Annotated in this window: 20 protein-coding genes and 1 tRNA gene; 10 read left to right on the plus strand and 11 right to left on the minus strand. The window is 62.2% G+C overall.

Going from position 1 to position 21,789, the window contains the following annotated elements:
- Positions 1-119: 119 nt before the first annotated feature.
- Positions 120-929, minus strand: a complete 810-nt coding sequence (locus ACP3TE_RS02630) for a DUF4352 domain-containing protein (RefSeq protein WP_426735150.1) — start codon at positions 927-929, stop codon at positions 120-122.
- A 337-nt stretch (positions 930-1,266) separates the two neighbouring features.
- On the opposite strand from ACP3TE_RS02630, the gene ACP3TE_RS02635 reads away from it, so the two are divergent.
- Positions 1,267-2,094 carry a hypothetical protein gene (locus tag ACP3TE_RS02635; protein WP_105657214.1) on the plus strand — a complete coding sequence of 276 codons (828 nt, stop codon included), beginning with the start codon at positions 1,267-1,269 and terminating at the stop codon, positions 2,092-2,094.
- Between the two features lie 162 nt (positions 2,095-2,256).
- Here the strand turns inward: ACP3TE_RS02635 and ACP3TE_RS02640 are convergent.
- The 4 genes from ACP3TE_RS02640 to dusB all read right to left on the minus strand — a co-directional run bounded on the left by ACP3TE_RS02640 (position 2,257) and on the right by dusB (position 6,818).
- Positions 2,257-2,329: transfer RNA gene (locus ACP3TE_RS02640), tRNA-Asn, on the minus strand.
- Positions 2,330-2,382: 53 nt separating this feature from the next.
- Positions 2,383-4,263, minus strand: coding sequence for a DNA primase (dnaG, locus tag ACP3TE_RS02645; RefSeq protein WP_105657213.1), 1,881 nt, complete (start codon positions 4,261-4,263; stop codon positions 2,383-2,385).
- Between the two features lie 9 nt (positions 4,264-4,272).
- Positions 4,273-5,556 carry a deoxyguanosinetriphosphate triphosphohydrolase gene (locus ACP3TE_RS02650; RefSeq protein ID WP_426735153.1) on the minus strand — a complete coding sequence of 428 codons (1,284 nt, stop codon included), beginning with the start codon at positions 5,554-5,556 and terminating at the stop codon, positions 4,273-4,275.
- Between the two features lie 77 nt (positions 5,557-5,633).
- Positions 5,634-6,818, minus strand: coding sequence for a tRNA dihydrouridine synthase DusB (gene dusB / locus ACP3TE_RS02655; RefSeq protein WP_105657211.1), 1,185 nt, complete (start codon positions 6,816-6,818; stop codon positions 5,634-5,636).
- 103 nt (positions 6,819-6,921) lie between these two features.
- On the opposite strand from dusB, the gene ACP3TE_RS02660 reads away from it, so the two are divergent.
- The 6 genes from ACP3TE_RS02660 (at position 6,922) to ACP3TE_RS02685 (ending at position 13,066) form a co-directional block, all read left to right on the plus strand.
- Positions 6,922-7,386, plus strand: a complete 465-nt coding sequence (locus ACP3TE_RS02660) for a hypothetical protein (RefSeq protein ID WP_134780863.1) — start codon at positions 6,922-6,924, stop codon at positions 7,384-7,386.
- On the plus strand, positions 7,386-9,032 hold the full coding sequence (locus ACP3TE_RS02665) for a DUF5671 domain-containing protein (RefSeq protein WP_332486680.1): 1,647 nt from the start codon (positions 7,386-7,388) through the stop codon (positions 9,030-9,032). The genes ACP3TE_RS02660 and ACP3TE_RS02665 overlap by 1 nt, the downstream gene beginning before the upstream one ends.
- Positions 9,033-9,167: 135 nt before the next feature.
- The gene (locus tag ACP3TE_RS02670) at positions 9,168-10,244 is read left to right on the plus strand and encodes a FecCD family ABC transporter permease (protein ID WP_105657208.1); all 1,077 of its coding nucleotides are present in this window, start codon (positions 9,168-9,170) and stop codon (positions 10,242-10,244) included.
- Positions 10,241-11,287, plus strand: coding sequence for a FecCD family ABC transporter permease (locus ACP3TE_RS02675; protein WP_102598151.1), 1,047 nt, complete (start codon positions 10,241-10,243; stop codon positions 11,285-11,287). The genes ACP3TE_RS02670 and ACP3TE_RS02675 overlap by 4 nt, the downstream gene beginning before the upstream one ends.
- Positions 11,284-12,084, plus strand: a complete 801-nt coding sequence (locus ACP3TE_RS02680; RefSeq protein ID WP_426735156.1) for an ABC transporter ATP-binding protein — start codon at positions 11,284-11,286, stop codon at positions 12,082-12,084. The genes ACP3TE_RS02675 and ACP3TE_RS02680 overlap by 4 nt, the downstream gene beginning before the upstream one ends.
- A gap of 22 nt (positions 12,085-12,106) precedes the next feature.
- Positions 12,107-13,066 carry an ABC transporter substrate-binding protein gene (locus tag ACP3TE_RS02685; protein ID WP_426735158.1) on the plus strand — a complete coding sequence of 320 codons (960 nt, stop codon included), beginning with the start codon at positions 12,107-12,109 and terminating at the stop codon, positions 13,064-13,066.
- A 78-nt stretch (positions 13,067-13,144) separates the two neighbouring features.
- Here ACP3TE_RS02685 and chrA read toward each other — a convergent pair whose 3' ends face one another.
- From chrA to ACP3TE_RS02705, 4 genes are all read right to left on the minus strand, one after another.
- Positions 13,145-14,350 (minus strand): chromate efflux transporter, encoded by a 1,206-nt coding sequence (chrA, locus tag ACP3TE_RS02690; protein ID WP_105661782.1) that lies wholly within the window; start codon positions 14,348-14,350, stop codon positions 13,145-13,147.
- 57 nt (positions 14,351-14,407) lie between these two features.
- Positions 14,408-15,421, minus strand: a complete 1,014-nt coding sequence (locus ACP3TE_RS02695; RefSeq protein ID WP_400290288.1) for a DMT family transporter — start codon at positions 15,419-15,421, stop codon at positions 14,408-14,410.
- 79 nt (positions 15,422-15,500) lie between these two features.
- Positions 15,501-16,430 carry a GNAT family N-acetyltransferase gene (locus ACP3TE_RS02700; protein WP_426735161.1) on the minus strand — a complete coding sequence of 310 codons (930 nt, stop codon included), beginning with the start codon at positions 16,428-16,430 and terminating at the stop codon, positions 15,501-15,503.
- Positions 16,431-16,436: 6 nt separating this feature from the next.
- A complete protein-coding gene (locus tag ACP3TE_RS02705) occupies positions 16,437-17,822 on the minus strand; it encodes a glycine--tRNA ligase (RefSeq protein ID WP_105657203.1) in 1,386 nt (461 codons plus the stop codon).
- 180 nt (positions 17,823-18,002) lie between these two features.
- Here ACP3TE_RS02705 and ACP3TE_RS02710 point away from each other — a divergent pair, with 180 nt between their 5' ends.
- Positions 18,003-18,233 (plus strand): RNA-binding S4 domain-containing protein, encoded by a 231-nt coding sequence (locus tag ACP3TE_RS02710; RefSeq protein WP_181148825.1) that lies wholly within the window; start codon positions 18,003-18,005, stop codon positions 18,231-18,233.
- On the opposite strand, the gene ACP3TE_RS02715 is transcribed toward ACP3TE_RS02710, so the two are convergent.
- On the minus strand, positions 18,234-18,884 hold the full coding sequence (locus ACP3TE_RS02715; protein ID WP_105657201.1) for an alpha/beta hydrolase: 651 nt from the start codon (positions 18,882-18,884) through the stop codon (positions 18,234-18,236).
- A 352-nt stretch (positions 18,885-19,236) separates the two neighbouring features.
- Here ACP3TE_RS02715 and ACP3TE_RS02720 point away from each other — a divergent pair, with 352 nt between their 5' ends.
- Together ACP3TE_RS02720 and ACP3TE_RS02725 are read left to right on the plus strand one after the other, a co-directional pair.
- The gene (locus tag ACP3TE_RS02720) at positions 19,237-19,635 is read left to right on the plus strand and encodes an SHOCT domain-containing protein (protein ID WP_426735163.1); all 399 of its coding nucleotides are present in this window, start codon (positions 19,237-19,239) and stop codon (positions 19,633-19,635) included.
- 29 nt (positions 19,636-19,664) lie between these two features.
- Entirely contained in the window at positions 19,665-20,561 is an 897-nt protein-coding gene (locus ACP3TE_RS02725; RefSeq protein ID WP_400290280.1) for an SGNH/GDSL hydrolase family protein, read from the plus strand.
- A gap of 82 nt (positions 20,562-20,643) precedes the next feature.
- Here ACP3TE_RS02725 and metX read toward each other — a convergent pair whose 3' ends face one another.
- Entirely contained in the window at positions 20,644-21,789 is a 1,146-nt protein-coding gene (gene metX / locus ACP3TE_RS02730; RefSeq protein WP_332489386.1) for a homoserine O-acetyltransferase MetX, read from the minus strand.

The raw sequence follows: 21,789 nt of genomic DNA on the forward strand, positions 1-21,789 counted from the left end.
TATTTTCGGTGTTCATGTTGTGGTCGCAATCCGCGAGCTGCGGGCTTCCTCGCCGCCAGGGCAAAAGAAAAGAGGTTCCGCCACCCCTGATGGGATAGTGGAACCTCTGCGAATTCGAGCTACTTCGCAGACCAGAGCACCGAGTCGTCAGTGAACGAGAGCGTTTCGCTCATGCGGATTTTCGCATCTGCCACGGCCTCGGCCGGCACGTCGAAGACCACCTGGTAGCTTCCCTTCCCGCCCTTGGCCAAGGTAGGAACGTCCATGCCCGGCTTGGCGGTGATCGCAGTCGCGCTGCTGGTGCTGTAGATGCTTGCATCCGAGCCCACCAGCTCTGGATTAAGGTCCAGCCATGCGTCGCCTTCTTCTTCTCCGTTGTAGACAACAGAAAGGTCCACGAGGACATACTGGCCTTCGGCCTCCTGGTTGAACTCATTTGCCTTGGCGATCTGTGCGCCGGCATCCAGGTTCACCGCACTGACATTGACCGAATACTCGCCAACAGCAGCGGCCTGCCCCAAGGCCAATACCTGTGTTTCGTCTTCGGCTTGCTCGATGATCTCAGCCGGTGCCGCCACTTCGCCGTCGGAAGCGTCGGCAATGCCGTTGGCGACCTCGTCGATCGCCTTCACATAGGCTGCCTGGGTGGCGAACACAAGAACGATGGCTACGATGGCGATGATGCTCGATGCAACGCCCAAGCCCTTGCTGCCACGGCGCTTGGAAGCGACAATGAGCGAGACGATGCCCAGTACCAGAGCAATGAAACCGAGCACGGCGGCAAAGTTGTTGACGATCGGTACCCAGCACAGGGCCAATGCAACGATGGCCACGACCAGGGCCGCAATGCCCAGGCCCTTGCCAGCTGAGCTCTTGGCAGGCGGTGCCGGTGGCACCATGTTCGGATCGACCGGATTTTGTACAGACATGAAAGCTTCCTTCGAGTGAAGACGGCGCCACGCTGGCGCCGAGGCGGATATCAGCCCAAGCGGATGAGGACTTCGGCCGAAAAGAGTCTTTGTTGACTCTTCAAGAATCATGCCAGTGCCTACCGACAATTTAGCTTGCCCCGGATTCGGCTCCAGCCGAGCTGCCCAAGGCAGCTGCAGTTTCCGGAAGCCAAGTGCGGGCGATTGACGTGCACCATTCAGGTGTTCCAGCAGGTGCATCTGGCCCGCGGACCGATGCCTGCGACTCTCCCGGGAATTTTCCTGCGCTAGGCGGGCCCGTTGGCAAAACCTGGGTGATTCATTACAGAATGCACTTATGGCCACTTCCCTTGAACACTCCCCGGGCCGCAGTACATTGCGCTACGTGCGCCTCATGCTGCTCGCGGTGCCCCTGCTCCTTGTCGTTGCCATCGTCATCTATGGCATTGCCAACCAGCGCATTGAAGACTCCCTGAGTTCCTATTACCTGGGTCCAGCACGGGACTTGTTCGTTGCGATGCTGGTGACTACCGGAGTGCTGCTCGTGGTTTACACCGGAGACGAGCTGGAGGACTATGCACTGAATTTGGCCGGCTTCTACGCCATGTTCGTCGCCTTGGTTCCCACCAAGCTGGGTGAAACGCTGGCGCAACTGCCCCTGGGCGAGCAGAGGCGGCTCATCTTCTCCGTGCAGGTATCGGTTATTGCGGTTCTCGTCGTCAGCTCGGTATTCATCTGGCTGGGAATCAGGACTAGCCGCGCTCCGCACCGCGCGCTGTTCCACAGCACCGCGACCAAAGCGCTCGGTTTGCTGAGCACCCTGCTCCTGGTCGGCTTTGTCCTGCTGCTGCTGTGGCGGACCGTTGAAGGCAAGCAGTTCGCCGGCGTGCATGCCAGCGCTGCATTCCTGCTGATCTTCTCCATGGGCATCGCCATCGCCAGCCACCTGGACCACAAGCCGCTGTGCGCGATGGACACCAGCGGAGGCAAGAAGCTGCACTACGCAATCATCCTGGTGCTGATGCTCATCGGATTGATTGCCTGGCCGATCCTGCTGGCCGCGGGCATCCAGGAGGCCCTATTCATTGTCGAATGGTTCGAGATCAGCCTTTTCTCGTATTTCTGGTATCTGGAATCCCGGCGCTTATGGAACCCGGCTGCCTGAATCCGCTAGGCAAAAAACCCGCCGCTGGTCCAGCAACTGGCCCCTGCTACCTAACTCGGCTTTTTCCTGGCGAGGCTAGTCAGGACTAGGTGCCAGAATTCCGGTTTCAGGCGAAAATAAAAGGTTCCGACTCGCGAATGCGAGCCGGAACCTTCTTGTAAGCTCCTCCAACTGGACTTGAACCAGTAACCCTTCGATTAACAGTCGAATGCTCTGCCAATTGAGCTATGGAGGATTGCAACGAGATATAACTTTACCCAAGATTCCCGCGAATGCAAAATCGGGATCCTAGGTTCCGCGAAGGATCCTCCGGCGCATCTCCAGTTCCATCAGTTCCCGGTTGATCTGGGCATATTCTTCACCCTCGGGTGCCATTTCAGCACGCTGCAAGCGGCCGATCAGCTCAGCCTTGCGGTGTGTGATTTGAAGCTCAATCAAGCCGTTGATGATATCGGCGCAGTAGCGGTTCAGGCTATGTTCGTCAGATGCCGGAATGCTGGTCACTGCGAGTTCTGAAACGAAGCTGCGCAACTGCTCGGGGACTTCGTCGCGAATGACTTCAACCCAGGAGGTCGCCGAAGCGCCTGCGCTGGACGCGGCAACGACGCCATCGTGGACAGCAGAGTGCGCCGGGGCCAGGAAGCGAGCCTCGTAGAACGCCTGCCATTGCTCGTCCTTCAACCGCTGCGGCTGCTGGATCACCACTTCCAGGGCCTGTCGTTCAAGGCGCATCACCGGGTCGCGGTGATCCGGGCGTTCAAAGGCCGCCGCCGGGATTGCCTGTTCAGCCTCCCCCGGTTGCGGGTGTGGTGCCTGCAGGTCGGCGTTCTTCGGCAACCGGGCGCGTTTGATGGAGGCGCCCACCGAGCGGTTGACGTCCTCATTATTCATTCCCAGCCAGCCGGCAAGCTCACGGGCATATGCCGGACGAATGGCCGAGTCGCGGATCTGCGCAACGATCGGAGCGGTCTGGCGCAAGGCCTGGACACGTCCTTCAACGGTGTTCAGATTGAATTTCTTCAATTCGGCACGGATGGCGAATTCAAACAGCGGACGCTTGAGCTCGATGAGCTCGCGTACAGCTTCGTCTCCGCGGTGCAAACGCAAGTCGCACGGGTCAGCACCGGTTGGTTCAACACAAACGTAAGTCTGGGCAATAAATCGCTGGTCTTCTTCGAAGGCGCGCAGCGCGGCCTTCTGGCCTGCGGCGTCACCATCAAAGGTGAAGACGACTTCGCCACCGGTGCCGTCATCCTGCAGCAGGCGACGGGCAATCTTGATGTGGTCCGTGCCGAAAGCGGTACCGCAGGTGGCCACCGCGGTGGTGATGCCAGCCAGATGGCAGGCCATCACGTCGGTGTAGCCTTCCACCACAACGATCTGGCGGCTCTTGGAAATCTGCTTCTTGGCCAGGTCCAGGCCATAGAGGACCTGGGATTTCTTGTAGAGCTGGGTCTCCGGGGTGTTCAGATACTTCGGGCCCTGGTCATCCTCGTAGAGCTTGCGTGCACCGAAGCCGATGGTGGCACCAGACAGGTCGCGGATCGGCCACATGACACGTCCTCGGAATCGGTCATAGATTCCGCGATTGCCCTCGGAGAACATGCCCGTCAGCTTCAGCTCATCATCAACGAAGCCCTTGGAGCGCAGGTGCTTGAGCAGCGAATCCCAGCCCTTGGGCGCATAGCCCACGGAGAATTGGGCTGTGACTTCCTGGTCAAAACCGCGACCGGCAAGGAACTCGCGGCCGGCGGCTCCTTCCTCGGTAGCCAGCTGCGCGCGGAAGAATTCCTCGGCGACCTTGTGCGCGTCGACCAGGCGCTGGCGCTTGCCGTAGTCTTCGCGGCGCGGTCCCGGTCCCCCGTCTTCATAGCGAAGCTCGTAATTGATCCGGGCAGCCAGAAGTTCCACAGTTTCGGTGAACGAGGAGTGGTCCATTTTCTGGATGAAGGCGATCACGTCGCCGGACTCGCCACAGCCAAAGCAGTGGAAGGTTCCTAGCTGCGGGCGAATATGGAAGGACGGACTGCGTTCGTCGTGAAAAGGGCACAGGCCCTTGAACGAGCCAATGCCCGCGGATTTGAGCGTGACATAGGATTCGACGACCTCACGGAGGTCGGTGCGGTTACGCACCTCGTCGATATCTTCACGCTTGATCAGCCCTGCCATGATTCCCTTCTAGAACAACTTTGCGTCAGGGGCTTCGCCCTTGACCAGATACGAGTGCCATTCGGTAGCTGAGACGTCAGTGAGCGAGGCGACCTGGTCAATCACCACACGCAGCTGGGCCGCTTCATCAGCGGCGTCTTCCCAGTCAGCTGCGAAGATCGGCTCCAGATTATCCCGGCCCGTTTCACAGAGCAGTTCGACCAGCTCGGTCAGCAGCGTGCGCTGATCCAGATAGAGCGGCTGGCGCACTTCCGAAGTCATCACGTAGCTGGCCGCGATGCCCTTCATCACGGCAATCTCGTGCTCGGTTTCCTCGGGCACAATCAGGTTCGCGTTATAGCGGGTGAGCTTGCCTTCCCCGAAGCGTGCCCGGGTGGCATCCATTGCGGCGGCGGCGAAGCGGCCAATGAATTGGCTGGTCATGTCCTTCAGCGCCGCCATGGAACGCCGTGAGCCGTCAAAATGCGAAACCCACTCATCGCTGATTTCCAGGCGGCGCAACGCCGCGTCGATGTCGGCCTCCCCAGTGGTCGGCAAGTACCAGTCCTTGGTCACCTGCAACGCGCGCTCGCGCTGCAGATCCTGCTTGAGCCAACGCAGTTGCAGCTTGCCGCCGACAATTGCGTCTTCCACGTCATGGACCGAGTAGGAAATGTCATCAGCCAAGTCCATGACCTGGCCTTCCATGCAGACTGCTCCGGCGGTGGCTTCCGGGACATTGCGCAACCAGTTGAAGACGGTGGCGTCATCCTCGTAGACACCGAACTTCTTGGTTTTCTTGCCGTTGACCTCTGGCGCATCGGTTTTGAGCCACGGGTACTTGCACGCTGCATCCAGCGAGGCCCGCGAAAGATTCAACCCGGCCGAATGCCCGTTGTGCCGGAAGGTCTTGGTTTCCAAGCGAGTGAGCAAACGCAAGGTCTGGGCATTGCCCTCGAATCCGCCAATGTCCTTGGCTGCCTTGTCCAGCGCCTTCTCGCCGTTGTGGCCAAAGGGCGGATGACCCAGGTCGTGCGCCAAGCAGGCGGTGTCGACGACATCCGGATCGCAGCCAAGGGCCGCACCGAGCTCGCGGCCCACCTGGGCCACTTCCAATGAGTGGGTGAGCCGGTTGCGCACGAAGTCATTCTGGTTCGGTGCCACTACCTGGGTCTTGGCGCTCAAACGGCGCAAGGCGGAGGAATGCAGCACGCGGGCACGGTCCCGCTCAAAGGCAGTACGGTAGGACTTCTTCGCTGGTTCAGGCACCCACCGCTGCTGGTCGGCTTCGGTATATCCGGGGATCTGAGTCATAGTTCCTAGTCTAGTAACTCTTTGCCGGCATTGAGGAGTTATCCACTAGTGGCGTAGCCGTGGCTATCCCGGGGTGGCTAGCCGCCGGAGATATCCAGCTCGGCGGCCTTGATCATTTCGCGGTGGGCATCGCTCATCACGCGGTTATCCAGCCAGCCGTCGGGGACGTGCGTCTTCTTCGGGTGGCCCGCACGTCCGCGGGTGCCTTCTGCGGCAACCCCCGGGTACGGCAGGTCCAGATCCAGCTGGTCCAGCAGTTCGCGCAGCACTGCCAGGGATGGCACCTGGGCCAGCTGCGAGCGGATTTCGCCGCCTACCGGGTAGCCCTTGAAGTACCAGGCAATGTGCTTGCGGATATCGCGCATGCCCTTGCCCTCGTCCTCGAAGAATTCGGCCAGCAGTTCGCCATGGCGGTATACGGTGTCGGCGACCTTGCGCACGCCCGGGCGGAAACGGTCTTCACGGCCCTCGAAGGCCGCCTGCAGGTCGCCGAAAATCCATGGCCGGCCCTGGCAGCCACGGCCTACCATGACGCCGGCGGCACCGGTCTGCTCAACCATTTCAATGGCATCCTCGGCACTGAAGATATCGCCGTTGCCCAGCACCGGCATGTCATCCATGGCTTCGCGCAAGGTCGTGATCGCGTCCCAGTCGGAGTGCCCTGCGTAGTACTGGCCGGCGGTGCGCGCGTGCAAGGTGACTGCGGCCGCACCGTGGTCCCGGGCAATTTTCGCTGATTCCAGGTAGGTCAGGTGGTCCTTGTCGATGCCGATGCGCATCTTCACGGTCAGCGGGATATCGCCCTTGGCGGCCTCTGAGGTCGCGGCTTCGATGATGGAGGTGTAGAGATCCGACTTCCAGGGCAGGGCCGAGCCGCCGCCCTTGCGGGTGACCTTTGGAACTGGGCAGCCGAAGTTCAGGTCAACGTGGTCCGCCAGGTTTTCGTCAACCACCATGCGCACGGCAGCGCGCACGGTGCCGGGGTCCACGCCGTAGATCTGGATGGAGCGGATCTCCTCGTCGGGATCGTGGGAGATGATGCGCAAGGATTCGGGGTTGCGTTCCACCAGTGCCCGGGCGGTCACCATTTCGGTCACGTACAGCCCGCCGCCATATTCGCGGCAGAGGCGGCGGAAGGCGCGGTTGGTCACCCCAGCCATCGGAGCAAGAACCACCGGGGTATCAATGGTCAGCTTGCCCAGCTGCAATGGAGGCAGCTTGAGGGTCGGGGTGTTGGTTGGCGCATCAGTCAGGGTCGTCACCCATCCATTATCCCGCACGAACGCAAAACAGTAACTGAGATCTTCATCAAATCTTGATGCCGAGGCGCTGGATTATTGTCCTGATGTGGACCAAAATGATGCAATGACAAGTAAATTTTCGGCGGCGCGGGTGGTTCTGCTGGCCCTTGCCGCCGCCATTGTGGCTTTGGTTATAGCCGCATTGCTCGTGGTTTCGCTGCGTTCGGCACCAGAGGTCCACGGGGAGAACACTCCGGAAGGGGTCGTGCAAAGATATCTGATGGCTTTCGAGGCCGAGGATTTGCCGGCCATGCAGGGCTACACCGTTGAAGGCCAATCCAGGACGCTGTGCTCTCCCGAACCCTACGCCCCGCAGCCGCTTGATGTGCAGCTGCTGCGCAGCACCGTCGGGGAGTCCAGCGCTACCGTGCGCACCAGGTTCAATACCCGCGACGCCCAATTCCTGCCCTTGGGGAATCTGTCCTCATATGAAGAGGCGTTCGAGCTGCGCAAGATCGATGGAGCCTGGCTGATTGACCGCATGCCGTGGCAGGTCGGCCTGTGCACCGCCGAGGAGATGGGTTACTGATGGCCGCAACCGCCCCGGCGTTCCACGTGCAAAGCAGCAGCGTGCTGCGTCCGGTGATCCTCCACGGCTTGCTGTTCGTGCTGTTGATGGTCTCGGCTACGGGCTTGTCTACGCTCTTTACCGCGCTCTTCCATGGTTTCGATTCCTTGCTGGTCAGCACCGAGCAGCTGGCGATGGCCTTCACCTTCACCCTGGTTGGAATCCCCTTGGCCTGGCTGTTGTGGCGTTCCATCCGCAAGCGCTTGGCCCGGCCGTCGGCCTTCGACTCAGCCATCTGGTCCTTGCAGGCCTCGGCCGCGTACCTTGCCACCCTGGCTGCCAGCAGCTGCGCCGCGCTGGCGTTCCTGGCGGGACTTGTTTCCGCAGCCCGCGACGGTGCATGGCAGTCGACGCTGGCGGTGGCCTTGGGCTGGGGCACGGTGTGCGCCTGGCAGCACCGCCAAATCACTTCATCGCGTACGGCACCGCGGCAATTCGCCCAGCTGGCGGCCACCGCGGGAAATTACTTCAGCATGGTGCTCTTCGCGCTTTCGCTGATTGCCACGCTGACGGTCGCGTTGGAAATCCTGGTCGTGCCGGAAAACACCCTGGTGGGCCCCACCGGCATGCCGAATCTGCTGATGGCGCTGGTCTGGCTGGCAGGTTCCTCGGCCCTGTGGTTCTGGCATTGGAAACTGCGCAGAGTTCAGAAGATGTCCAATCTCCTGAACAGCGTCCTGCTGGTTGTATTGGGCCTGGCCGCACCGGCGTTGGCGTTCCTGCTGGCGATCGCCGAGCTGGTTTCCTGGGTGTGGCCGCAGGCATGGACGGCGCAGGAACGCACCGAGCTGTTCCTCGACGGCGGTCCAAGCCTGCTGGCCATCATTGTGGCGGCCGCGGTTCTCTGGATTTACCACCAGTCCCAGCTGCGTTCCGGGCTGCACCCTGCCGCCGTGGTTGGCGCAGCGCACCTGGCGCTGAGCGGTGTCAGCCTGGCCGTGCTGGCTACCGGGCTGGGCATGGTGGTCAATGCGCTCTTCGCAGCACTCGGGTCCAGCGTCTCGGTGGGCTACTCCGCGGGTTTGCTGGGCCATGGTCTCGGCTTGCTCGCCTTCGGAGCCGCCGCATGGCTTTGGTACTTCAAGCCCTGGAAGCCCTTCCCGGCAGACTCGCGCAGCGCCTATTTGGTCCTGTTCTTCGGAGCCAGTTCCGTCGTCGCGCTGGTTTCCCTGCTGGTCTTCGGGTACCGGATTTTCGAGTTCTACCTGGAACCCGATTCTCGTCTTGATTCCCTCCTGGACACCGTTCGCGGCCCGCTGGGCTGGCTGGTTGCGACCGCTGCCGTGGCCGGCTACCACTTTGCGCTGTGGCGTTCGGATAAGGATTCCAGAGCCGGTTCTTCCGGAGAATCCATTGCCTCTCAGGGGGCGATAACACGTCGAGCAGTGGTAATCGTTGGCCCGGCGGCTTCCGAGCCGATGGCGGCTCAGCTCAAAGCGCGCCCGGAGCTAGCGGTGACGTGGATGGCTTCGTCCGGCCCTGCATTGGACGACCGGGCCGAGGTGTCGGTGCTGGCGCGCATCGAGGAATACCTGGCAACTCATCATGATTCCTTCATGGTTCTTGCCGAAGCTGACGGGTCGGTGCGTTTTATCAATCTCGCCTAGTCGGAACGCATTCAGCACCAATTCGTAAATAGGTGCGTCTATTGGGACTTATTTTGCCCTAAACTAAAAACATCATGGTAGTGTGACTTTTCGTGCTCGCGATTCAGTGAGTGTTCCCTAATTACGGAAAGTCGCATGACCCTCCTTGCGCCGCATCAGCCCGCCAACAAGTCCGATCAAGCCAAAGCCGCCCATGGATCAGCAGGATTGGCCGCCAGCAATGCTTGGAAGTCAGCGGCCTTGGCCCTCTGCCTCGGCTTGCTCGCAGTCGCCCTCTTCGCGTCTTTGGGCATTGGAGCAAAGGCGATTGCGCCGCTGGCTGCCGGGCAGGCGCTATGGGGAATTGGCACACCCGAAACACTGGTGATCATCAACGAGCTGCGCCTGCCGCGCACCGCGATTGGGCTCCTGGCAGGAATGTCCCTGGCTGTTGGCGGCGCATTGATTCAGGCACTGACCCGCAATCCGCTGGCAGATCCCGGTATCCTCGGGGTCAATGCGGGCGCCGGATTCGCCGTCGTGCTCGCTGTGGCGTTCCTCGGCATCACCCACATTTCCCAGTACATCTGGTTCGCCTTCGCCGGAGCCGTGCTGGCCACCCTCGCGGTATACCTCATTGGATCGCGTGGCCGCGGTGGAGCGACACCGGCCAGGCTGACCTTGTCCGGCGTCGCACTGGGCGCCGTGCTGGGAGGAATTTCCAACGGGATGACCCTGCTCAACCCCGAGGCTTTTGACCGCATGCGCTATTGGGGCGCGGGAACCTTGAACAACCGCACCCTGCCCATGGTGGGCGTCATCGCCCCTTTCGTTATCCTGGGGCTGGTCTTGGCGGTGCTGTGCACCCGCTCGCTGAACACATTGGCCTTGGGCGATGAGGCCAGCCTCGCGCTGGGTACCAATATCGGCCTGACCCGCGCAGTGGTGATTGTGGCGGTCACCCTGCTCTGCGGCGCAGCGACCGCCGCCGCCGGCCCGATCGGCTTCGTGGGCTTGATGATCCCGCATATCAGCCGTTGGATCGTCGGACCGGATCAGCGATGGATCCTGTGTTTCTCGATGATCCTCGGCCCGGTGCTGTTGCTCGTTTCCGATGTGCTCGGCCGCATCGTTGTCCCGCCCGGCGAAATGCAGGTGGGGGTCGTCACGGCCTTGCTTGGCGCTCCGGTGCTGATTTGGCTGGTTCGGCGCAAGCAGGCTAGCGGACTATGAGTGCTGTGGATTTCGGCCCGGGCCACCGGGTACTGCGCATTGGACGCATCTGGTTGCGCGTGCAACCACGTCAGCTGCTTCTCGCCGCACTGCTCTCGGTGTTGGCGGCCGCCCTGGGCCTCTACGCGTTGGCCACTGGCGACTACACGCTGGGCTTGGGCGAAGTGCTCAATACCCTGGCTGGAGCCGGGGAGGCCAGCAGCCAGCGGGTGGTGCTGCAATGGCGGCTGCCCCGCGTTCTGATGGCACTGCTATTGGGCGCAGCGCTAGGCGCCAGCGGGGCGATTTTCCAATCCATGACCCGCAATCCCCTGGGTTCTCCAGACATTATCGGATTCAATACCGGTGCCTATACCGGTGCGCTGGCCGTCATGCTGGTCTTCGGCGGCGGGTATTTCCAGGTGGCACTCGGTGCATTGGCTGGTGGCTTGGCCACCGCGGCCGTGGTGTATGCCTTGTCCTTTAAGAACGGTTCTGAGGGATTCCGGCTGATCATCGTCGGGATCGCGGTCAGCGCGATCCTCGCTTCGGCCAACACCTGGCTGATCTTGCGCAGCGAGCTGGAGGACGCCATGTCCGCGGCCATCTGGGGTGCCGGCTCGCTGAATGCCATCGGCTGGGACCAGGCCATACCGGCCGCAGCGGTCGCGTTGCCTCTCGCGCTGGGCGCCATGGCCTGCACGCGCAGGATGCGCCTGCTGGAATTGGGCGATGACGCTGCTGTGGCGCTGGGCATCAACACCGAATCCAGCAAGCTGTCCTTGCTGGTGATCGGGGTGGCGTTGACTGCCCTGGCCACCGCGGCGGCAGGCCCCATCGCCTTCATCTCGCTAGCTGCTCCGCAAATCGCGCGCCGGATCATGGGCAGCGCAGGCGTGTCGTTGGCTTACTCGGCATTGCTCGGCGCCGTGCTGCTGCTGGCCAGCGATGTGCTGGCCCAGCGCGTTTTGGAGAACACTTCCCTGCCGGTTGGCGTAGTCACCGTCAGCATCGGCGGGGTCTACCTGATCTGGCTACTACTTCGTGAGGCACGACGCCAATGAGCATGACCCATCCGCAGCTATCCGCCGACCGGCTCACCTTGGGCTACGGGCCATCGGCCATCTCCGAAAACCTCTCGCTATCCATCCCCCCGGGCTCGTTTACGGTCGTCATTGGACCCAACGCCTGCGGCAAATCGACCTTGCTGCGCGCCCTGTCCAGGGTGCTGAAGCCTTCCTCCGGCCAGGTCATCCTGGATGGCAAACCGATCCTGTCCCTGCCAGCCAAGCAGGTGGCCCAGCGGCTGGGGCTGCTGCCGCAGTCCTCCATCGCCCCGGATGGCATCACCGTTGCGGATCTGATCGCCCGCGGCCGCAGCCCGCACCAAGGCTTGTTCTCCCAATGGTCTGCCGCGGACGAGCAAGCAGTGCTCAGCGCCATGCACGCCACAGGCACCACCGGGCTCTCCCAGCGGCTGGTCGACGAACTATCCGGCGGGCAACGCCAACGCGTCTGGATCGCTATGGTACTGGCCCAGCAGACTCCTTTGCTGCTGCTCGATGAACCGACCACCTTCTTGGACATCTCCCACCAGATCGAAATCATGGAACTGTGCCGCAGGCTCAACGAGCAACAGGGCAATACGGTGGTTGCGGTGCTCCATGACTTGAACCAAGCGTGCCGCTACGCCACGCACCTGATCGCGATGAAATCCGGTGAGATCGTCGCCGCAGGACCTCCCTCGCAGATTGTCACCGAGGAACTGATCCGCGAGGTTTTCGCCTTGCCCTGCACCATCATCCAGGATCCCGTCTCGCACACACCACTCGTGATCCCGCTGGGCCACGAGGCCATCTAAGACGGAAAAGAACATGCAACCAATGACCCGACGCGTCTTTTTCGGCGCAGCTTCGCTGGCCGCAGCCCTGGCCCTGGCCGCCTGCAGCCCGAGCACCCAGGCCGCTTCCCCTTCAAGCGGCGAAGCCAGCGCAGCGTGGAGCTTCACCGATTCCGGCTATGGAAAAACCATCTCCATGGATGCCGCACCGCAAACGCTGGTCACCGATTCCTATTCGGCTGCGGCACTCTGGGACTACGGCATCCGCCCCTCGGGCGTCTTCGGATACGGTTTGGACGAGTCGGGCAGCCTGGCCCTTGGCAGTGCGGATCCAGCAGAGATGACCATCATCGGCCAGGACGGAGAGTTCAGCCTGGAGAAGTTGCTTGGCCTCGACCCGGATCTGATCGTGGGCTTCGGCAATGCCGAAGGCACGGGCTGGACCTGGTGGGATGACAAGGTCCAGGCAGAGGCCACTGCCACGGCTCCATTCCTGGGCATCAAATTTGGCAACCGGCCTGTTCTGGAGGTCATCGAGGACTATGAATCATTGGCCAAGTCATTGGGTGGGGATATTGCGTCGCAGTCCGCCGCCAAGGCCGACTACCAAGCCAAACTTGAACAGTTGCGTGCCTTGGCCAAGGACCAGCCGTTGCGGATCATCGCGCTCAATGGGTATGACGACCTGTACGTCGGCCAAAAATCACTGGGCCAGCTGGCCCTGCTGGACGAACTCGGATTCGATATTGTCGGCCAGACCGAGGACAGCGGCTGGGCTTCAATGAGCTGGGAGAAGGTTGCCGATTACCCTGCCGATGTGGTGCTGAGCTATTCGGGCACCGCGCAGCAGGTCAAGGACCATCCCGTCTTCGAGTCTTTGCCAGCGGTAGAGGCCAGCCAGGTGGTCGAATGGGATGATAAGCGTCCGTTCACCTACAGCAGCTATGCGCAATGGTTCGACGAGCTGATCGCAGTGCTCAACACAGCCAAGAGCCTGAACTAGGGGCATTGCGCCGAGGTCCGGTACCCGGGCGCCACGAGGCGCACCGGGGTGCCGGCCCCAGCAGCTCACCGAGCCTGCCTAAGCCAGCACGCCCAGCAGCACTCCCCCGAGCGCACCGATGGCCACGACAATCCATGGGGCCATCTTCCAGGCGGTCAGCAAAACAAAGCAGAGCAAGGCCAGGACGAAAGCGGGAGCAGAAGTAATCGCCGAGGTGAAGACCGGGTTGTACAGTGCGGCGGCGAGCACCCCGACCACTGCCGCGTTGGCGCCATGCATGATGGCCCTGGCGGCAGGCCAGTGGCTCACCCGGTTCCAGAACGGCAGCACGCCGAGCAGCAGCAGGAAGCCCGGAAGGAAAATGGCAAGCAAGGCGATGAGCGCTCCGGCAGCGCCGCCGGGACCCGAGTCGACGAGGACGCCAAGGTACGCGGCGAAGGTGAAGAGCGGTCCGGGCATGGCCTGGGCCGCGCCGTAGCCGGCGAGGAATTCTTGGGAACTGATCAGCCCGGGATCCACGACTGCGCTTTGGAGCAGCGGCAGGACCACGTGCCCGCCGCCAAAGACCAGGGCGCCGGAGCGGTAGAACGCATCGATGAAGCCCAGCAGATCCCAGCCCGTTGCAAGGGCTGCCACCGGCAACCCGAAAAGCAGGATGGCGAACAGCGACAGGCAGCTGATGCCCACGGTCCTTGATACCGGAAACTGCATAGCCGCCGCTGCTCCGGCATCCTTGCCGCGGCACCAGAAATATCCTGCCAATGCGCCGAAGGCAATGGCCAGGACCTGCCCGAAGCTTCCGGCCAAAAGCAGCGCCGATCCGGCGGCGACAACCGCAATGGCGGCACGGGCACGATCCGGAGCCAGGTTCCTTGCCATGCCCAGTACCGCGTGGGCGATGATGGCGACCGCAACGATTTTCAGGCCGGCCAGCAGCCCGGTACCGATGGGACCGCTGAACAGCGAAGCGCCGAAGGCGAAGACCGCCATCACCACCGCAGAGGGCAGGGTGAACGCCAGGAATGCCGCCAGGGCACCGCGCATTCCGGCCCGGTGCAAGCCCAAGCCGAAACCGACCTGGCTGGATGCCGGGCCCGGCAGGAACTGGCTCAATGCGACCAGTTGGGCGTACTGCTGGTCATCGAGCCAGCGGCGGCGATCAACCAGTTCGGTGCGGAAGTATCCCAAGTGGGCGATGGGACCGCCAAAAGAGGTCAAGCCGAGCTTCAGGAAGACCTTGAAGACTTCCCTGGCCGAGCCCTGTGCCATGCGCTGTGATTCCATGGATTCCAGCATAAGTCGTGGAGGAAAACGGAAGGTAAACAGCGATAGCGCGCCACGCTAATTGCGTGATGCCACCGGGATCCGGGGGCTGGCGCGCTTCGCGTTCCGCGCTCCTGAGATCGAGGCCAGGCCAACGGCGAGCAGTGTCAGCAAGGTACCCATGACAGTTGCGGCGGTGACGGACGAACCGGGGGCCGGGAAGAAAACGTCCAGGAGCAGCGAGCCCACCAGCTGGCCGCCAACGGCCGCGAGGCTGGTGACCAGCACTCCGAGCCGCTTGACCACCAGGGCGGTGATGCCGACGAACAGGCAACCGAGCAGTCCGCCGATGTAGTACCACCAGGTGCCTGGCAGCGGGTCCAGGCCGATGCCGGCAGGCAACCGCACCAGCATCACCATCGCCAGGACCACGAACCCGACGGCAAAGTTCACCAGGGTCGCCGCCGTGGCGCCGCCATAAGCCGCCGCTTGCGCGCCGTTGGCAGCTGCCTGGAAGCCCATGAGCATGCCGACGGCTGCCGAAAGCGCCATTGGCAGGAGCAAGGAGGAAAGGTCCGCGTCGGCTCCGCGCGGGCTGACCGCCCAAACCACGCCGATAATGGTCAGCACCACGCCGAGGATGCGCAAGGCATTGATCTTGCGCGGCGCGGCCCCGCCAAAGCCCACCCGGTCCATGAACATGGAACCGATTGCCTGGCCGGTCACCAGGCAAACGGTGAACAGCGCCACCCCAATGAGCGGCACCGCTGCGGCCTGGCTGAAGACAATCAGGGCACCTACCGCGCCGGCCACCAGGTACCAGCGCGGGAAACAGCCCTGGGCCAAGGCGCGCGGCACTTGTGCCACCGAGCCGCGCACCGCGGGAACAAAGATGGCCAGCAGTACCAATGCCGCCAAGCCGACACCGAAGCTGATGGTTGATGCCGCGATGGCGTCCCCCAGCTTCGCGCCCAGCGCCCCGTTGATGCGCGACTGCACGCACAGCAGCAGGCCCGAAGCGATGGCAAGCAGGATGAACAGGATCTTTCCGCCGGAGCGGACCTGCGCGGTCATGGTGGTGCTGGTGGTCAACGGAGTTCTTTCAAGAAGTGGAGGCTGGTGCAGAATGGCAAAAACGGGACCCGCCAGGCGGGTCCCGTTCTTGCTGGCATTACTTCGCCGCGTCGCTGGCGAGGATATGCGTCGTGGATATGACGGTGGCCTGGTCAACCACTGCCAACGCATCAATCAGCGAGGAGAGGACGAACATCGACGAGTCGACTTCCAGCTTCACCGGGTACTGGTGGATCAGCATGGCGACCATGTCGCGCACCGCTTCTGCCACTTCGTCATCGCTGAAGGCCGGGTTGTGGCCTACCAGCACGTCGGTTGGGGCGTTCTCGCGGGCGGGCACGTAGCTGACCGCGAAAGCCAGCGGAACACCGCCCTCGCGCTTCGGCTTGTCGCGCAGCACCAGGGCGCCCTGCGCGCCGGTGTGCTCGTCGAGCAGCATGCGCTGCGCCGAACCCACGGTCATCTTGGCTGGATCCCAACCGGTGTGCACCGCGTTGTAGAAATCCATCACCAGCTGGGTCAGCTCGACACTGCCGGTGGACAGGTCCTCGATCACCCGGTCATTGGTGTCGAAAACCGGTTCAGCCAGAGCCCCCGGCTCCAGGATGACATCGCGCGAGACCTGGATTTCTCCCAGGCCCAGCGACTGGCAGAAGCCAGCCGCCGCGGCAGCAGGATCGCCCGCGGTCACCGTGTAGCGGGCCTTGAGCTCCTGCGCCTGGCCGGCCGAGATCTGCTTGCGCAGCTGTTCCACCAGGGCGGTGCCCACGCCGGACCGGCGCTGCTCGGCGGCTACCTCGACATAGAGCCACAGGCGCTGCGGATGCAGCGAGGAAGCGAACACCACCCCGGCGCCGATAGCCACCTGGTCAACGGTGGCTACCAGCGTGCGGGAGAACGGTGCATCGCTGTTTTCGCGCAGCATGGTGCGGTCCTGGTGGGCCTGCGGGGAACGCGGGTCGCCGAAGATCTGCAGCAGCTGGAGGTCGTCCCCGGAGCGCCACAGGCGGAATTCCAGTTCGTTCATCGGGCTCTAGGCTCCGTTCAGGCGCTCGGAAAGGTAAGCGGTGACCTGGTCCAGGGAAACACGTTCCTGGGACATGGTGTCGCGTTCGCGGATGGTCACGGCCTGGTCCTCGAGGGTGTCGAAGTCCACGGTGATGCAGAACGGGGTGCCGATCTCATCCTGGCGGCGGTAGCGGCGGCCAATGGCACCGGCGTCATCGAAGTCGATGTTCCAGCGCTTGCGCAGCTCGGCAGCCAGGTCCTTGGCCTTCGGGGAAAGGTTCTCATTGCGGCTCAGCGGCAGCACCGCGGCCTTGACCGGAGCCAGGCGCGGATCGAGCTTGAGCACGGTGCGCTTGTCCACGCCGCCCTTGGTGTTCGGTGCTTCGTCCTCGGTGTAGGCATCGACCAGGAAGGCCATCATGGAACGGGTCAAGCCGAAGGAAGGCTCGATCACGTAGGGGGTGTAGCGCTCACCGGTGGCCTGGTTGAAGTAGGACAGCTCGGAGCCCGAAGCCTTCGCATGGCTGGACAGGTCGTAGTCGGTGCGGTTGGCAACGCCCATGAGCTCGCCCCACTCCGAGCCCTGGAAGCCGAAGCGGTACTCGAAGTCGATGGTGCCGGCCGAGTAGTGCGCGCGCTCGTCTTCTGGCACGTCGAACTGGCGCAGGTTCTCTTCCTTGATGCCCAGATCCAGGAACCATGCCCAGCAATCCTTGACCCACTGGTCGAAGAAGGCGGGGGCATCTTCTGGAGCGGTGAAGAACTCGATTTCCATCTGCTCGAACTCGCGGGTGCGGAAGATGAAGTTGCCCGGGGTGATTTCGTTGCGGAAAGCCTTGCCGATCTGGCCGATGCCGAATGGCGGCTTCTTGCGCGAGGCGGTGAGCACGTTGGCGAAGTTCACGAAGATGCCCTGGGCGGTCTCCGGACGCATATAAGCCAGGCCGGCTTCGGTATCCACTGGGCCCAGGAAGGTCTTCATCAGGCCGGAGAACATCTGCGGCTCGGTGAACTGGCCCTTGGTGCCGCAGTCAGGGCAGGCGATCTCGCTCATCCCGTCCTTGGCCGCACGGCCCTTCTTGGCCTCGAAAGCCTCGATCAGGTGGTCCTGGCGGTGGCGCTTGTGGCACTGGATGCATTCGACCAGCGGGTCGGTGAAGGTGGCCACGTGGCCCGATGCTTCCCAGACAGCCTTGGGCAAGATGATCGACGAGTCCAGGCCAACCATGTCCTCGCGGCCGCGAACGAAGTTCTGCCACCACTCGCGCTTGATGTTTTCCTTCAGTTCGGTGCCCAGGGGACCGTAATCCCATGCCGAACGGGAACCACCGTAGATTTCACCAGCCTGGAAAACGAATCCTCGACGCTTTGCGAGGGAAATAACCTGGTCTAGCTTGGACTGTGGCGCCATATCAACTCCAATGGGAATTACGAGGCCGCTGGTTGCGGTCCGTAGAAAAATACATACCTTCCAAGGGTATCGTTTCCGCGGCCTGCAGACGAAGCCGAATCAGGTAACGCCGACGTGAACTTCCACGCCTTTGGCCGATTCTAACGATGCAGCGCGCTTATTTAGGGAAGAATGGAAGCCATGAGTGCCAACGAAGCTTTTGACCTAGAAATCCGCGACGAGTCCATCCGCTTGGGCCAGTTGCTCAAGCTTGCCTCCCTGGCCGAGGATGGCATCCACGCCAAGGAAATGATTTCCGACGGAATCGTCACCGTCAACGGAGAGGTGGACACCCGTCGCGGGGCGCAGATCCGCCCCGGCGACGTGGTGTGCGTGAATGGTGAATGCGTGAAGGTCACCGCGCAGCAGTAGTCAGCTTTTCCCCAGGACGACCCTGTTGAGGAACTCGGCCACATCCTGCAGTTCTTCCATGCACACCGAGTGGCCAATCTGCCGGTAGGTTTCACTGGCCAATTCGGTGTGCCCCGGAACCCACCCCAGGGTGTATTCGATCTTGTCCCGGGTGATCACCGGGTCAGCCAGGTCGCGGCCCCAGAACAGCGGCAGCGGCTTTTCTGCCAGCTTCGCGTCGTCGAATATATCCAAGGGCCCGGGATCCACGGCGAAGCCCGAGAGCCCGACGACGGCTTCAATGGAATCGGGCTGGTAGCGTGCCAATGAAGTCGCCATGGCCATGCCCTGGGAGAAACCGAGCAGGGTGATCGAGGAGTGCTGCTTTACCAGCGGTTCCAGCAATGCCCATAGCGCTTCGACGCTGCGTGCCACCGACTCGATGGAGTAATCGATTTCCTGGGTCAGCGGGAACCAGCTGTACCCCGGGCCTGCTTGGAGCGGTGCGCGCACCGAGAGGTAAGTGAACTCTTCGGGCAGATGCTGCGAGAGCCCCATGAGGTCTTGTTCATTCGAGCCATAGCCGTGCAGGAACACCAGCAGCGGAGTTCCAAGGCGGGATTCGTCGTTACGGGAGATGATGGCCACTGGAGCCTGGTCCGGGATAGTCATAGTTCCCCAAGACTATCGAACAGGACCTCGCGGGGAACTACAGCTAGCTCAGCGCTTCCGCGGCCCGATTCCATCAAGTCCCCGTCCACCGGCGATGGCAGCGCCCGGGTGCAGCAGAACTTCCCCATAATCGCCGTCGAATCTGCTGAAGGCGTTGGCCGGCACTCTCCTGGAACCTTGGTCTTCCAAGGCCTGGAAATCAAGTTGACATGTTACAAGATTATAAATCTTGTAAAAATTGCTTAGCTTTCCAAGCTTTTCGTGTTCAACTGGACCAACCGCCTCTCGGTCCTCCGGAACGCCGCTCTCGCCGGACGGGACGGCGACAGCGACAGAGTTAGGAATAGGCGCCATGGACGAAATTGAATACAGCGAAAATATTCCGGGGCAGCTGCAAGAGGATCTCGATAGTTTCGGGTACATCGAACCGGACCCGGGAAGCGCTTCGTCCCTATTCGATAACGTGGACACCGTATTTTCAGTCGGCATTCCCCTGTTCGCCATGCTCTTTATCGCCGTTATCGGATTGATCATCTTCGTAGCGGTGCGCAATTACCGCAAAGCCAAGAGCGCCGGTTTTGATCCGCTGACCCTGGAAACCGAACTGATGGCAAGAGCCGCTAATTCAGCTATGCTGACGCCGGAAAAATCCCTTGAGGACAAGCTTGCCGAACTCGATTCCCTGCACTCGCGAGGAATCATTACCCGCGACGAGTACTTGCAGGCGCGCCGGGACGCTTTGAGCGACTAGCACGGCGGCTCATGGAATCATCCTCGGGAATGATTGACTATAAGTTACCCATTGGTAACAATAGATTCGTGCCAAACGATTCTGCTTCTGAACCATCAACATCCGCCAATGCCCCACTGCATCCGTGGCGCCGCTATGTCGCCATTGGGGACTCGTTCACCGAGGGCATCGGCGACCCCGACCCGTCGAGCACCGGCCGCCACCTTGGCTGGGCCGACCGCTTGGCCCATGAGCTCAGCCGCACCGTCCCGGACTTCTCGTATGCCAATCTCGCCATTCGAGGCCGGCTGATCGGCCAGATCGTTGCCGAACAGCTCGATCCCTGCATTGACCTGAAGCCCGATCTGATCTCGCTCTGCGCAGGCGGCAACGACGTCCTGCGCCCGGGCGGGGATCCAGACAAGATTGCAGATATCCTCGACAATGCGGTAGCCAAGCTCACCGATACGGGCGCCACGCTCTTGCTCTTCACCGGGCCCGATATTCGCGATACCCCGGTTTTGGGAAGCATCCGAGGCAAGGTGGCGATCTACAACGAAAACGTGCGCACCGTAGCCGCCCGCCACGACGCCATCGTGGCGGACATGTGGGCCTTGCAGGAGTTGCACCAATCCCAGATGTGGGCACCGGATCGCCTGCACTTCTCCCCCGCCGGGCACCAGCGCATTGCCGCCATGGCACTGGACTCGCTGAACGTCGCGCATCCGCTGGACACCGAAATCGTTCCGGCCGTGGATGAACGCAGCTGGAGGGAAGCCCGCAAGGAGGATCTGCAGTGGGCGCGCGAGCATCTTGCTCCCTGGGTATTGCGCCGCCTGCGCCACCAGTCCTCCGGCGACGGCATCACCCCGAAACGGCCCTCGGCCACGCCGTTTGCGCAGACCAAGCCAAACGACTCGCTCGGCGCCGGCGACAGCGCCAAGTAGGCATGAAAAGCCTGAAGCAGTTCCACCGACTACTGGCGGAACTGCTTCAGGCTTTGAAATCTTCCCGAGCCCCTTCCGGGGTTCAGTCTCCGAACACCAAGGTCCGAAGCACGCCATCGAGCTGCGTGGCATCGGTCAGGAATCCATCGTGGCCAATCGGCGAATCAATGTAGTGCACCGGTTTTGGCTTGGCCAGCGACGAAGCCAGCTTCACTGACTGCTCAGGAAAGTACAACCGGTCAGTGGTTACCGCGGCAACCACCACGTTGACCTTCGCCAGTCGCGCCAAGGCGGCTTCCAGGGATTCATGGCCGCGAGCCACATCATGGCTCATCAGCGCCTCGGTGAGCACCAGGTAGCTGTTGGCATCGAAACGATTCACCAACTTGCTGGCCTGATGGTCAAGATAGCTTTCCACCTGGTACCGCCCGCGAGGCCCCTCGAGCAGACCCGTTGGCTTCTCGCCATCCTGCGGGTTGCGCGAGAAACGGGTTTCAAGCTCGGCCTCGGAACGATAGGTGATGTGGGCCAGGCGGCGAGCCAAGCCAAGACCGGCGTCCGGGCGCGCATCGTTGCCGTAGTAGTCGCCATTGCAGAAGTGCGGATCCAACCGGATGGATTGGGTTTGCACCTGTGCAAAGGCAATTTGCTCGGCAGTCGCCTGCGCGCTCGAGGCCATCACTACGAGGTTCTTGACCTGGTCGGGGAACTCGACGGCGTATTCCAACGCGCGCGCACCGCCCATCGAACCGCCAATGACCGCATGCCAGGAATCGATTCCCAGTTGCTTGGCCAGCCGCGCTTCAAGGCGCACCGAGTCCTTGATGGTGACGAAGGGAAAGCTCGAACCGTAGGGCAGGCCCTGGTCGCCCAAGGACGAGGGGCCGGTGGAACCATTGCAACCACCCACCATGTTGATGGACACGACAAAGTACTCATTGGTGTCAACCGTGGCGCCGGGGCCTACGAGCTCTTCCCACCAGCCGGCGCTTTGCGAATCGCCTTGCGCAACGTGGGCGTCACCGGTGAGCGCATGCATCACCAGCACCGCGTTGGAGCCATCAGCTGCTAGCGTCCCCCACGTTTCATAGGCCAGCACCACGTCCGGAAGGAATCCACCGAATTCGAAGTGGTGCTCCCCCACGGACTTACGGCGCAAAATGCCGTCTTGTCCGCCGGCGAGCTCTTCGGCGCGCAGAGTATCTTCAGTAGTCACAATGGATGCCAT

The sequence above is a fragment of the Glutamicibacter sp. 2E12 genome (assembly GCF_050030965.1).
Taxonomy (GTDB): domain Bacteria; phylum Actinomycetota; class Actinomycetes; order Actinomycetales; family Micrococcaceae; genus Glutamicibacter.

Excerpts from the sequence above, each read along its gene's own strand:
- ACP3TE_RS02630 (WP_426735150.1), bottom strand. The coding sequence starts at position 929 with ATGTCTGTACAAAATCCGGTCGATCCGAACATGGTGCCACCGGCACCG.
- ACP3TE_RS02635 (WP_105657214.1), top strand. The coding sequence starts at position 1,267 with ATGGCCACTTCCCTTGAACACTCCCCGGGCCGCAGTACATTGCGCTAC.
- dnaG (WP_105657213.1), bottom strand. The coding sequence starts at position 4,263 with ATGGCAGGGCTGATCAAGCGTGAAGATATCGACGAGGTGCGTAACCGC.
- ACP3TE_RS02650 (WP_426735153.1), bottom strand. The coding sequence starts at position 5,556 with ATGACTCAGATCCCCGGATATACCGAAGCCGACCAGCAGCGGTGGGTG.
- ACP3TE_RS02660 (WP_134780863.1), top strand. The coding sequence starts at position 6,922 with ATGACAAGTAAATTTTCGGCGGCGCGGGTGGTTCTGCTGGCCCTTGCC.
- ACP3TE_RS02665 (WP_332486680.1), top strand. The coding sequence starts at position 7,386 with ATGGCCGCAACCGCCCCGGCGTTCCACGTGCAAAGCAGCAGCGTGCTG.
- ACP3TE_RS02670 (WP_105657208.1), top strand. The coding sequence starts at position 9,168 with ATGACCCTCCTTGCGCCGCATCAGCCCGCCAACAAGTCCGATCAAGCC.
- ACP3TE_RS02675 (WP_102598151.1), top strand. The coding sequence starts at position 10,241 with ATGAGTGCTGTGGATTTCGGCCCGGGCCACCGGGTACTGCGCATTGGA.
- ACP3TE_RS02680 (WP_426735156.1), top strand. The coding sequence starts at position 11,284 with ATGAGCATGACCCATCCGCAGCTATCCGCCGACCGGCTCACCTTGGGC.
- ACP3TE_RS02685 (WP_426735158.1), top strand. The coding sequence starts at position 12,107 with ATGACCCGACGCGTCTTTTTCGGCGCAGCTTCGCTGGCCGCAGCCCTG.
- chrA (WP_105661782.1), bottom strand. The coding sequence starts at position 14,350 with ATGGAATCACAGCGCATGGCACAGGGCTCGGCCAGGGAAGTCTTCAAG.
- ACP3TE_RS02700 (WP_426735161.1), bottom strand. The coding sequence starts at position 16,430 with ATGAACGAACTGGAATTCCGCCTGTGGCGCTCCGGGGACGACCTCCAG.
- ACP3TE_RS02705 (WP_105657203.1), bottom strand. The coding sequence starts at position 17,822 with ATGGCGCCACAGTCCAAGCTAGACCAGGTTATTTCCCTCGCAAAGCGT.
- ACP3TE_RS02710 (WP_181148825.1), top strand. The coding sequence starts at position 18,003 with ATGAGTGCCAACGAAGCTTTTGACCTAGAAATCCGCGACGAGTCCATC.
- ACP3TE_RS02715 (WP_105657201.1), bottom strand. The coding sequence starts at position 18,884 with ATGACTATCCCGGACCAGGCTCCAGTGGCCATCATCTCCCGTAACGAC.
- ACP3TE_RS02720 (WP_426735163.1), top strand. The coding sequence starts at position 19,237 with ATGGACGAAATTGAATACAGCGAAAATATTCCGGGGCAGCTGCAAGAG.
- ACP3TE_RS02725 (WP_400290280.1), top strand. The coding sequence starts at position 19,665 with ATGATTGACTATAAGTTACCCATTGGTAACAATAGATTCGTGCCAAAC.
- metX (WP_332489386.1), bottom strand. The coding sequence starts at position 21,789 with ATGGCATCCATTGTGACTACTGAAGATACTCTGCGCGCCGAAGAGCTC.